Source organism: Pleionea sp. CnH1-48 (genome assembly GCF_024124665.1).
Lineage (GTDB): Bacteria > Pseudomonadota > Gammaproteobacteria > Enterobacterales > Kangiellaceae > JAMXSB01.
This window is the reverse complement of sequence record NZ_JAMXSB010000013.1, coordinates 56,092-69,533: the sequence shown is the minus strand read 5'-3', so window position 1 is coordinate 69,533 and position 13,442 is coordinate 56,092. Positions and strand designations below refer to the sequence as shown.

At 42.5% G+C, this 13,442-nt stretch carries 2 protein-coding genes; one reads left to right on the top strand and one right to left on the bottom strand.

Going from position 1 to position 13,442, the window contains the following annotated elements; all coding sequences use genetic code 11:
• Positions 1 to 16 precede the first annotated feature (16 nt).
• Positions 17 to 4,120, bottom strand: a complete 4,104-nt coding sequence (locus tag NH399_RS19185; RefSeq protein WP_253042806.1) for a two-component regulator propeller domain-containing protein — start codon at positions 4,118 to 4,120, stop codon at positions 17 to 19.
• A 642-nt stretch (positions 4,121 to 4,762) separates the two neighbouring features.
• Between NH399_RS19185 and NH399_RS19180 the strand changes: the two genes are divergently transcribed.
• A complete protein-coding gene (locus tag NH399_RS19180; protein ID WP_253042805.1) occupies positions 4,763 to 13,234 on the top strand; it encodes an FG-GAP-like repeat-containing protein in 8,472 nt (2,823 codons plus the stop codon).
• Positions 13,235 to 13,442 lie beyond the last annotated feature (208 nt).

Sequence of the window (13,442 nt, the reverse complement as noted above, 5' to 3'; positions counted from 1 at the left end):
CTTTATATTGAAGTTGTCATTCAGATGATAGATGTGCATCGGAATGCAGTTTGTTTTGGTAAGTCTTTGGTGTCATGCCATAGTGGGCTTTAAAACAGCTGCTAAAATACGTTGAAGAAGAAAAGCCAACAGAAAAAGCAGCTTGCGTTATTGTGCTGTTTGTTTTTAGTAACTCGGCAGCTTTTTGCAGTCGATAAGTTTTTATATAATCTGGAATGCTTTTGTTGAGTAAGGCTTTAATCTTTCTCTGTAATTGACTCTCACTCATTGATAAGTACTGACTAAGGAATTTCGCATTGAGCTCAGGGTTGTCATAGTGCTCTGATAAGAGCTGCTTTAATTTTTCGATAAATAAGCTTTCTTTATCTTTGTTTATTGAGACAGCTTGAGTGGTTGAAGATTCTAACTCGCGGCTGAGTCGTTGGCTTAACAAACGGCGAATACTCAGCAAGTTATGACAACGCGAGAGCAACTCGTCAGCGTTAAATGGCTTCTCCATATAATCATCAATGTCACTTTTCCAAGCTGTAATACGATTGGTATCATCGGCCAAAGCGGTTAGCATAATAATAGGAATATGTGAGGTGCGAGTATCATTTCGTATAAGCTCTGTTACCTCGTAGCCGGACTTATGTGGCATCATTAAATCTGTAATGATTAAATCGGGTGTTTGTTCGAGTGCTTTTTCGACGCCTTCTTTCCCATCTTTTGCTTGTAGACAGTCAAAGTGATCATTCAGAATGTTTTCTATATAGTGACGCATATCGGGATGATCTTCGATAATTAATACGCGAGGCAAGTTTGTCGCAGGTGTGATGGATGGTGTTGACTCCGACGCAGGTTGTCTTAATGCGCTGGCTTCCTGTTGTAAGATATGAAGATCTTTGGTGCTGGAATAAAGAACCTCTTTACTCACCGAAGGTTCTGCCGCAGGAAATTCAATTTTAAAACAGCTGCCATGTTGGGAGCTCTCTACCTTAATTATTCCATTAAAGTTTTCGCTCAGTTGTTTAACGAGAGCCAGACCGATACCTGCCCCTGGCGTATAACCAGAGGAGGGTGTTTCTAGTCGTACAAAACGTTCAAAGATTTTTTCTTGATGCTCAGGGGCAATACCAATCCCGGTATCTTCCACCACTAGCATCTGTGAGTTATTGGATGTCATGACTTTAACGGTAATGAGTCCCCCTGCTGGTGTGAACTTAATGGCGTTGGATAGGAGGTTAACAAGAATTTTTTCTATACCGTCCTGGTTAGCTTGAATCCACAGTTCTGGTGTTATGGAGTGCTTCACCGTCAGTTTATGCTGTGCAAACAGACTGTCCATATTCGTAAGAATATGTTCTGTTACATCAGACAAGTTGATAGGACTAAGCTTTACTTCTTCTATATGTTCTATACGGGAGAAGGTAAGTAGCTGATCAACCATTCGTTGTAGACGTTGAGCATTCACTAAGGTCGGTGTTAATGTTTGTTGAACTTTAGGGCTACGGCTTTCTTCCAGAAGTTTAGACACTGGGCCAGAAATAAGCGTTAACGGTGTTCTAAGCTCGTGAGAAATATTGGCTAAGAACTCGTCCTTTTTTTGCAGTAATGATTCTATCGTCTGTTTTTGTGTTTCAATTTCTGATGTTCGTAAAGTCACTTCTTGTTCTAATCTTAATGCTTGTTTTCTTAGTGAACGGGTGCGGTACTGTACAATACAGACTATTGTCAAAATAATGAGTGATGCGTAGAGCACATAAGCGAGGTTTGTTCGCCAAAATGGTGGCAGTATTTTTATCTTTATAGATTGACTAACCTCTCCCCACTGGTTATCCAAATCCATCGCTTTTATGTTTAATCGGTAGTTTCCAGGATCGATATTAGTAAAGTGAGCAGCGGCATCTTTATAACTGGTTTGTATCCATTGGTCATCCCATCCTTGGAGTTGATAAGCATAAGCAACCCTTTTTTTCTTGAGTGCATTGATGGCTGCAAACTTAAAAGAGAACACATGCTGTTTATAAGGCAGCACGAGTTCTTCCACCGAATGAATAGGCTGTTTTAAGTAAAACTGATCAGAATCAATCGAATGTTTGATTGAGACTGGCTGATTGGCCAATAGGAGATCGGTAAAGTGAACTTGAGGTGGTTGATTGTCTGTGCTGATATTTTGTGGTGAAAAATAAGTAACGCCTGCACTGCCTCCAAAAAATAACCTACCATCGTTACCTTTGGAATGAGCATTGTGGTTAAACTGTGGGGACAGTAAGCCATCTTCCTGACGATAGCTGGTAAACTCTTGAGTTTCTGGGTTGAACTTAGCAAGCCCTTTATTGGTGCCTAACCAAAGATGACCTTGAGCATCTGGTAAAATACCGTAGATGGTATTGCCTGGGAGCTTATCTTTTGCTTTGTAGGTGCGAAACTGCTTGGTGGCAGGATCAAAGCGATTAAAGCCATCGATGGTACCAATCCATACAGTATTTTTATTATCTTGATACAAAGACAAAATAAAGTTGTTGCTGAGCGAGTTGTCATCATTCGGTATATGTTGATACTGTGTGTATTGATTGGTTGTTAAGTCATAGCGAAAAAAACCTTCGGTAGTACCAAACCATATTGTGTTTTTGTTACTGGCAAAGAGAGTCCCAACTCCTAGCTGAATTTCTCCCGAGTTGTTATGAGAGACAAAAGTATTTATTTGCTTGTCATACTCTGTTAATGATTTATCCGCACTGCCTATCCAGAGGCGATCGGAGCTTCCTCCCTTTATAGTCAGTATACTTTCTGGGCCTTTGGGGTAGTGTATAAAACCTAATGTTGAGTCATCAAAACGCGCAAGGCCTCCATCGACCGTTCCAACCCAGATAGTCCCTTCAGCATCTTGATGTAAAGTCGTTACGTTATTGCTTGGCACACTTTGTTTGTTGAGTGGGTCATGACGGAAGTGATGGATCCTTTGACGAGCAGCATTATGAACAGATATACCGTCACCGTAAGTACCAACCCAAAGCCGCTGTTGATTGTCTTCTAATAAGGATATTACGGGAGGAGAGCCTTCGAGTTGAATATTTTTAAATCGGCTGGCGGCTTGATGAAAGTAGCAGAATCCGCTGTTGCCTATCGTTCCAAGCCAGATACGATCCTGTTTATCCTGATAAATATGCGGGATGAAATTATTGCAGAGCCTGTTAGAGTAGTTTTTATGTTCAACATAATGTGTAAGGGCCTGCTCATTACCTATGCTTCTTACTAATCCTTTGCCAAAAGTTGCAAACCATAAGTTTCCGTTACTATCTTGCAAAATACTGCGCACATCAGTGTCAGCTAATATTCGGCGTTGCTCCGAAGCGTTGACTTTTATCGCTCCAGCATTGGTAGCGACCCAAAGGAATCCTTCTTTATCTTCCATTATATCGTTAATACGGCTAATCGGTTTTCCTTTGGTACAAAAAGATATTCGCTTCACTGTCTGAGAACCTGAAGTGAGCTTATTTAGACCATCGCTGGTTCCAATCCAAAGAGTACCCTTACTGTCTTTGTAGAGGCTATAAACATCGTCAACAGTGAGAGAGGCAGGATCTTGTTCGCTTGCCCGATAATGTTTAGCGGTTGAAGTCTGTACATTAAAATAGTTGAGGCCTCCATTTGATGTTCCTATCCAAAAATGCCCAGGCTTTTCTTCGACAATGGCAGAGATATGGCTAGAAGATAAACTTTGATGATTGTCTGGCTGATGATAGTAACGAGTAAATTTGTCGGTCTCTGGGTCATAGCGATTAAGCCCATTTGCTGTCCCTATCCAGATAAATCCACGACTGTCCTCGATTATCACCTGGATGTAGTTGTCTGACAGGCTATCAGGGTTGCCAGGATCATGTTGGTATATTTTATTGTTGATACCATCAAATCGATTGAGTCCATTTTGTGTTCCTAGCCATAAAAATCCACGCCGGTCCTGAATAATGGTTCTGCCTGTCGGTGCAACACTCAGTTCAGAGATTTCAACATCCGATGGCATAGAATAAAAAGCAATCTGGTTGCCTGATTCTGATGCGTGGCAGAGTGATAGTGCCAGTGCAAAAAAAATACGTAATATGTTGCTGAAGAAGCGAAAACAATAATCAATGAGCATAGGAAGATCGTGTTTTTAATGCCTAGTATCACAAATATAATTAAATAGAGACGTGCAATACATTCAGTTTGCACAGTCTATTAATAAATCAGCTATTTCCCTGCTGAAAAGAAATTAACAACTATTCGGCCAGCCTCAATACCTTTCCTTTGACCTTGTACAAGATTATACAAGCAGCAGCCAGTGATAGGAAGTGTTGCAAGAAAATCTGTCTATAAATGTGCTCTAGGGAGCATTGGCATTTTGAAGTTGGTCACACTTCTATCCTTTAGAAGTCATATTTCTTAATTAGTTATTCTTGAGATTAAATTGGGGGATATTGAGAAGCTATACAGGACAAATAGTGGCTTTTAAATTGCCTGCCTGAATATTTAATGCATCTTCCCGGATTTTTAAGGCTCTTATTTGACCATGAATATATGTTGGATGGCTTGTTGGCCAGAGTCTTTTTCGGCGCTAGGAGTGTACTTAGTTAATCCTTCAGAAAGTAGATAAACAAAGTACTCACAAACGCTCCAACTGACTAGTCAACTTGCTGTTTTCATTTCAACAAGTGCGTTAATCAGGTTCAGAGGCAACAGAGGTTGCCTCTGACTGTAATGATTAGCTGTTTGAGGATTTTGCTTTATTTTAGGAGCTGTTATGCATCGTTACAGGTTGTTGCTGTTTGGTTTTTTATTAATGCCCTGCATTCTTTGGGCAGGTGGTTTCACACAATATCCCACGGGTACTAATACGACAGGAAAGTACACATTAAAGTGGAGCAATTCAGGCTCCGGTAATTTAATGAGTGTCTATGTTAAAGAGTATAAAAATAATGCATTTCAAGGCAATGTAACCAGTGGGCCAAGTGTTTCCAGTGCCGTTGTGTCTGGTCGAAATAGCGGTAGTTATCGCTATGAGTTATGGCATAGAGTCGAAGTCTATATGCGAGGTGAGCCTTTCTTTCGAAACACCAAAATCGATACCATTAATGTGAATGTCTCGGTACAGATAGCACCGCCTACCGTCACTTCACCACATAATGATTCTGATGGTCAGTATAGTGTTTCATGGACCTCACCAACCTCTGGTGTAACTTATAGTTTGCAAGAATCATTAAACAGTGGTGCCTGGACGACTGTTTATACTGGAGGTCAAACGCAGTTTTCCTTGACTGGAAAAACGCCGGGTAGTTACCGTTATCAGGCGCGTGCATGTTCTGGAAGTAACTGCTCTGTATGGAGTAACATCGATACGACTCTGGTTGAGTTTCCTCCTACCGCATCTCCACAGTGGACCTCTGAAACTACACAAAACACTTTCGGTTTTGCTGATTTGATCAAGGTATCCTGGAATACCGTTCCAACCGCTACTTATTATCAGTTACAGGAGAAAGTAGGTGAGAATTGGTATACCCGTCAAAGCAGCGTCAAAACGTCGCTAACCTTATATGGACGAGAATTAGGTAGTCATCAATATCGTGTTCGAGCCTGTAATACATTTTGTGCTGATTATTCACCAGTTCATACGATTACTTTGCAACGGGTAACCAATCTTAGTGGGCCAACCGAGTCTCGCGGCTCTTTCACATTAAACTTTCTCGAGTTCGGAGCTGCTCACTATATTCTCCATGAATTTGGACAGTCCTCTCAACAATACGAAGAGCGTAGTGTTACTTTAAATCGAGGAGTCGGCCAACACACATTTCGTCTGGAGTTGTGTTCTCGTAACTGGGAAGATCCGGATGATTGGCAGCAAACAGTGACCTGTCATGGAACAGGCTTGCCTTTTGTTCATACTGTGATCGATTATCCTGCGCCTCCTAGCGCTATGACAGTTCCTAATTCCAGCGAAACAGGGACTTTTGATATCAGCTGGACAGCATCCAGTAGTGCCGAAGACTATAAAGTTTATCAACGTAAAAACTCTGATAACTGGTTGCTTCTGCCTGCAACAACGAACTTGACTCAACACTTTGAAAACCTTGTTGATGGTCTCTACGAGTTCCGAGTGCAAGGATGTAATACGGCTAACAACGAAAAAGGTTGTGGTGACTTTGCCGTATCGACGGTTGTTCCTGTCGCCCGTCAACCTGATAAGCCTCAAGCTGTGAGCAGTGTGTTACTCAGCAATGGAAAAGATATTGATTTAGCCTGGGTGAAGCCCGTTGGTGTTAACGTTTCTTCCTATGTTCTAGAAATCAAAAAAGACAACCAGGCATGGCAATCGGTTTATAGCGGAAATAACACTCAGCATAAGTTGTCGGATTTGCAGCCGGGTGTTTACGATTTTCGAGTAAAGGCTTGTAATACGGTTGGAAGCTTTACCAATTGTGGTGCCTATAGCGATTCTAATGCAGGAACCTTGACTTATATATTAGAGCAGCCTGCGACCATTGATGTTCCTTATACGGATGCAGATGGTTATTACTCCATCGCGTGGGGAACCGTCAGTGATCATGCACAGTATTATGAAGTGCAAATGCAAGCAGACAATGGAGAATGGGTTACTGTTTATTCGGGAGCTGATTCTGCATACAGCTTAAGTGCATTAGCCGATGGTGCTTATGGCTATCGAGTTAGAGCGTGCATGTTACATAACAGCACAACTTTCTGTAGTGGCTATCTCGAATCTACCATCGTTGCTGTGGGGACCGAACCTGCTGCAGCACCAACGGTTGCACAACATGATATTGATGAGTCCGATCGAGTGGGTATCACTAAAGGTGAGTTCCGAGTCAGTGAGTCGGGCAGTTCTGATTACCACTTACCTATTTTAACGGGTCCATCATCGGGCAACGTCGCTCCAGAAATCAGTTTGAACTACAGCAGCCTGGGTGGTAACGGACTTCTGGGTAAAGGATGGCAAGTAAGTGGATTGTCTTCGATCCAACGCTGTCGCCAAACCAAAGAACAGGAAGGTGTTGATAAAGCTCTGAAGCTCAATGAAGATGATCGTTTTTGTCTTGATGGAATGAAGCTCATTGCTTATCAAGGAGAATATGGTGCAGATGGTACTTATTATCGCACTGAGGTAGATAGTTTTACGCGCATTCGTTCTGTGGGACAGTCTGGTAATGGTCCTGATCATTTTGTTGTAGAACGTAAAGATGGTTCCATAAGTTATTACGGAAATAGTACTGATTCTTATACCGAAGGTTCTTATGACCTGGCGGACGTGGCGACGGCTAACAGTGGAAAAACATCCTGGTTACAGTCGACGTTTAGTGACTCCGTTGGGAACACAATTGAGTACTACTATAACCATTACAACGACACCAACGAACTGATTATTAGCCATATCCGTTATGCGACAAACGGTGCTACGGATGCAACCAACTTTATTCAGTTTAAGTATACGAGTGACCGGCCCGATAAGAGAGTTGCTTATCACTTTGGTCGCAAAGAAACTTTAAGTAAGCGTTTAGCAACCGTATTGTCATTTTCTGCTGGCGTTGAATTACGTCGATATAACCTGGACTACAAAACAAGTACTACAGGCGATAGTTTGCTGAAATCGATTCAGGAATGCGTCAGTGAACTTTGTTTAAAAAAGTTGGAGTTTGATTGGTCAACACCGGATATTGGTATTAATTCTGCGACGCAAATGCAGCGCGGTCATTTATCCAGTCGATTCATTGATGCTCGCTGGGGTGATATCAATGGTGATGGCAAGCAAGACCTCGTCTGGATTTATTATCACAATGGTTCTGGTGGTAATAAATATTACTGGAGAATTTCGCTTTCTGATGGCACTCGTCTGGTTACCCAGAGCAGCGAGCTTCGTGCCCGTAATGATGGTTTAAGCGATTGGTATCTCATCGACTTTAACTATGATGGCAAGATGGATATTCTCCATGCGCCAGAGTCCGGTGACAATGCTTACTGGCAAGTAAGCTATTCCAATGGCACTTCTTTTCAGGCATCCACGCCAACAAATATTCTGTACGAAAGTGAAAACACCGCCTTTAGAGACTTTAACGCCGATGGTATTCCTGATCTGGTTCGAGTGGTTAATCATGACGATAGAGATGACTTGATTCAGGTTCGATATTTAACTCCTAGTGCCCAAGGCGGGTTGGATATTTCTCCTAGCTGGGAAACCTTACCTGTTGTCATTACTCATACGGGTGGCATCGAACGTAGTAAGGCAATGGTCTCATTTAATTTAGACTACACTAGCCTTGCTGACTATAACAACGATGGAAAAGCCGACATGCTGCTTGCGGTGACTGCCGAAACCAAGCCTGCGTTTTGTCCGGATGGTCCTCGTCGTTGTGAACAGTTTGGTGGTGGTCCATTTGTTTCTCGTAATCTGGTGTTATCGCAGGCTGATGGAAGTTACAAAGAGATTGAACACTTTGTAGGAGGTGTGGCCTTTGTTCCTGACTGGCGAGCGTTATCGGCTGACTTTAATGGCGATGGATTAACGGATCTGGCTTATTTTAACCGTTCGTACATCGACAATAAGCATTGGCGCATTAAGTTCAATACGGGTAAAGGCTTTACCGACGAACAGACAATTCCTGCATTAGAAGGTGTCTGGAAAGGTCAGGTTGATATTGTTGACTGGGACAATGATGGTATCGCCGATTTGGCTTATCCCGGTGCAGGAGAAATTTATCATATCGGCAAGTGGGAGAATGAACAGCTGATTGATACGGGCAGTACCGGTATTTCTTCATTCAATGATAATCGTCATCATTACTTTGTTGACTTCACTGGTGATGGATTCACTGATCACATCGAAGTCAAAGCTAACCTCGACAGTGGTTCTGACTTTGTTCACTACTACTTCTCGAATGGAGGCAATACGCCAAGAGATGTGATTGTTGGTGTGACGGATGGTTATGGTGCCAAAACTCATATTGATTACCAGCTGCTGACAGATTCCTCTGCTAATGTTTATCAACGTTCCTTCGACGCAAACACATTAAATTACGGCAATGGCTCCCCCGTCTTTGATCTGTTTGTTCCTATGTTTGTGGTATCTAAAGTTGAACAGTCTGCACCGATAGAGTTTAACCCAGACAATATGGTGGAAACTCGATTCCATTATGAAGGGTTACGAGCTCAAGCTGGCGGGCGTGGTATGCTCGGTTTTGAAAAAGTGACCAGCATTGATGCACAAACAGGCATTAGGACTACAACAACCTATGAGCAAGAGTTTCCTAAAATAGGAATGGCGAAGTCCGTTGTGCAAAAGAATGCATTGGATTTAGTTATCGCTCAATCATCAACGGAATTCTCTATTGCTTCGACACGTTTGGGTACCGTTTATCCCTATGCTTCTGTTAACCGCAACAGTCATTATGATCTCAATGGTCTGCTGACTCACACTCAAGTAACGAGTATGAGTTACGATACAGCCGATGATATTGATTATGGCAATGTAAGTCGCCTGGAGGTGGCTACTTATTCTGGGAGTGATTTGACCGGGCAACTTAAAGGCAAAACACTCACTACGAATGAATACACTAATCGTGTTAACAGTCAGCAGTGGCACCTAGGACGTTTAACAAAATCAAAAGTAGAAGATACTCGGGGGCTCGTTACTCAATCGCGAGAATCAGAGTTCAACTATGACTTAACGACTGGGTTGCTGACCGATGAGTGGATTCATCGAGGTACAGAGCTAGAGTTACATAAGAACTACGTCTACGATAGCTTTGGCAATCGTATTTCAGCGACGACAACCGCTCCTAATGAAACTGCCAGGATAGATAGTCAGGTATTCGATAGTAATGGCCGTTATTTGATTTCTAAGACCAACGCAAAACTGCAAGTGACAGAGCGTTTTGATAATCATAATGCTTACGGAAATCCGCAGTCATCATTTGATATCAACAACGTTAAGTCCAGCAGTCAATACTCTGCCTTTGGCCACCTTTATCTAAGTCATTCTGAATTAGGTTCAAGCTCTCGTTTATTAAAACGTTGGTGTGATGATGGTGGTTGTCCTGCCGATATGCCTCAAGCTGTGTTCCGTATTCATCAGTACGGAAATGATGAAGCTGAGTCTATTGAGTATTTTGATTCGCTAGGCCGTTCCATTCGAAAAGAATCGACCAGTTTTGATGAGTGGGGTAATTATCAAGTTTACGCTGATACCTACTACGATGCGTTAAGCCGTGTTGCTAAACAGTCTTCTCCTTATCGAGCAGGTGGTTTAGCTTACTGGACACATTATACCTATGACGTACTAGGTCGAACTTTGACGGCAACAACGCCATCAGGTGAATGTAACCTTAGTTACCAGTATGCAGGTTTAGCTGCCACTGTGACTCGATGTACTGAAAGCACGACGACCAAGGTCAATGTGTTTGGTGAGAACGACACAGTGACAGATGCTCTTGGTGGACAGCTGGTTTACTCTTACCATCCTTTCGGCCTGTTAAAGTCTGTTGAGAAGAAGGATACCAGTGGCAGTTCTTCTAGCGTGACGAAATTAAGTTACGACGCGCGAGGAAACAAAATTGAGCTGGATGATCCTGACAAAGGACGTTGGAGTTATAGTTATACTGGTTTTAATGAACTAAAAACTCAAACGGATGCAAAAGGACAGCGAACTGAAATGTCGTACGATGTTTTGGGGCGTATGGTAAGCCGTCTTGATCTGGATACTCATCACAACCTGGTGACCCATACTCGTTGGTACTACGATAAAGCTCTTGATTGTGTTAGCCAATCTCCTGGACGCTTATATGCTGTTGCTCAACGTCAAGGAGAGTTGTTATCTGATGATTGCAGCTTGGTTTCTTCTCAAGCGGACTATCTTCGTCGTATGGGTTATGACAGCTATGGAAGGGTTATCGACACTCATTCTGATTATCATCCTTCCAGTGAAACTGAGTTTTATATAGAAGAAGTCAGTTACGATCAATATGGAAGAAAGTTCCGTTCCTTTGATGCTGCGAGTCAAGGCAGTCGCTCTTTTGGTATTCAGCATGAGTACAATACTCAAGGGCAATTAACGTCCATCATTGATACGCGTTTTGTTGATGGTAAGTCAAAGCAACGTTATATCACTATCAAAAGTATGACGTCTCGTGGCCAGGTCCAGTCTGTTCAATATGGTAATGGAGTTACTACGGCTCGTCTTTATGATGAGGCGACGGGAAGATTAACTGGTATAGAGACTTCTAATCCCATGGGCAGTAGTCAGTTATTACAAGATATTGAGTATGATTGGGATGACAATGGAAACCTGTTAAGTCGTAAAGAGCTAAGTGGAGATTCCAGTATCACCAAGGCACTGGAAGAAAACTTTGAATACGATGACCTCAATCGCCTGCGTTATGCAAATCTGTATCGTTCTGGCAGCTTGATCAAATCTCAAGAGACTCAATTTAGCGATAGTGGCAACATCACTTTCAAATCGGATGTGGGTAGTTATCGTTATGGTTCCGAATGTGCTTCAGGATTTGGTCCTCATGCTGTGTGCGAAACCTCAGGTGCGAATAACGTTAGTTATGACTACGATGCAAATGGTAACTTGATTAATGATTCGAGTGGACGTCAGTTAGAGTACTCTACTTTTGACAAGCCAGTAAAAATTGTTAAAGGTGGTCATACAACGACATTTGAGTATGGACCAGATCGCAATCGAATTGTGCGTATAGACTCTGATGGAAGTAATACCGTTACGACTCGCTATCTTAATAATGTTGAAGAAGTAGTCGAGAGAAACCATCTTGGCAACATTACGGATGCGTTTTACCGTCGTACTATTGCGGGTGTTGCAACGATCAAGATAGAGCTGAGTACGTCAGGAAGTATCATCAAAGAAAATGATACTCATTACATCCACAAGGAAGCTCTCGGATCAACGGATGTCATCACTAATGGCAGTGGCGACATTCTGGTGGATGAGCAAGGTAACAAGATGATCTTTAGCTTTGATAGCTGGGGAAAACGGAGAAATCCTTTTTCTGGCGAGCAGTTGCTAGAGTCTCAGTTGCCTTCTATTGGAATCAGTATCTTTGCCAAGCTCTCAACACAAAGAGGATATACAGGACACGAAATGCTGGATGAGGTTGGCCTTATTCACATGAATGGTCGAGTGTATGATCCTATGCTGGCGCGATTTGTCAGTGCCGACCCTGTGATTGATGGTGTTAAGAATACTCAAGGCTACAATCGTTATAGTTATGTCAGTAATAACCCGTTGGTGTATACAGACCCCAGTGGTTATAGCAAATGGCGTAAGTATCGTGGTGCGGTGATTGAGATCATCGCTCAGATTGTTCGAGTGATTTTGAATGTCTATGCTGGAGGATCTGGAGAAGCATTCTATGCCTATTATCAAGCAGCAAAGATGATGCGGAATGCTTACGTGGCCATGAAGAATGGCTCACTGGATAGTGCGGTTAAAGGCTATTTCATTAGTATCTTCACACCTTATGTTTCTGGTGCTGCAGGAAGTTATGTCAATAGTCTCACTAGCAATGGGTTCTTGCGTTTTGTAGCGGGTGCTGTAATTCAGGGAACTATCTCCGAAGCGACGGGGGGCAAGTTCTCAAATGGAGCAAAAGGCTATGCATTCAAATGGATGGCTGGGAAAATACTTGGCGGAAAGGGCAAAACAGGTAAAGGCCAAAGCTCCGAACGAGAAGATATTACTGCACCTCAACTTAGAGCTGATATTGATGGTGATGGTATTCCTGATGATGGAATGGATGGCGCATCGCTTTCTAAGCAATCGGTTTCTTACTCTAGCCAAAGAAGTAGCGTCACGATCGAAGAGCTCGGAGTTAACCATTCAGAAGAAAGCATTATGTGTACTAAGTTCTGTAATGATGATTTCCTACGTGGAGTAAATACCGGAAAGCTTTTCTATTCTACTGCCTCTGATACATTACGTATGGAGAATGCTCGCAAAGGCGATCGGAACATTCAGATTGCTCTAACGGTAACTCCGATTGGTGGTGGTGCTGGTTATGCAGCTTATAGAGCTGCTTATTGGTGGGCTGGTAAAGCAACGCTTCGACAAAAAAGAGCCATTGTTAAAACACTTCGTAAAGCATTACAGGAAATTAGTGATGTTGATGGTTCGCTTGCCTCCAAAACTGGAGGCAAGACACCGAGTCCTTACGATATGCTTAATCCTCCACCTCCTTACATTGGATTCTAGCTGTTGATAAGAGATGTTAAGACCAGAATTAATTATTTTGGTCTTAACTCATAAGGTTGACAATTTCCTTAATGATGGTAGTTTTGTGTTATGAACATGATTATCCAAACTAACAGAGCTATTTCCGCTACTTCACAGTGTTGCTGCTGCGAACGATTGCGGCCGCTTGTCTGTTAATTTGACAACTACCTTTTCTTAAAGGGCCGCA

Coding starts and splice junctions, on each gene's coding strand:
- NH399_RS19185 (WP_253042806.1), bottom strand. CDS start 4,120: ATGCTCATTGATTATTGTTTTCGCTTCTTCAGCAACATATTACGTATT.
- NH399_RS19180 (WP_253042805.1), top strand. CDS start 4,763: ATGCATCGTTACAGGTTGTTGCTGTTTGGTTTTTTATTAATGCCCTGC.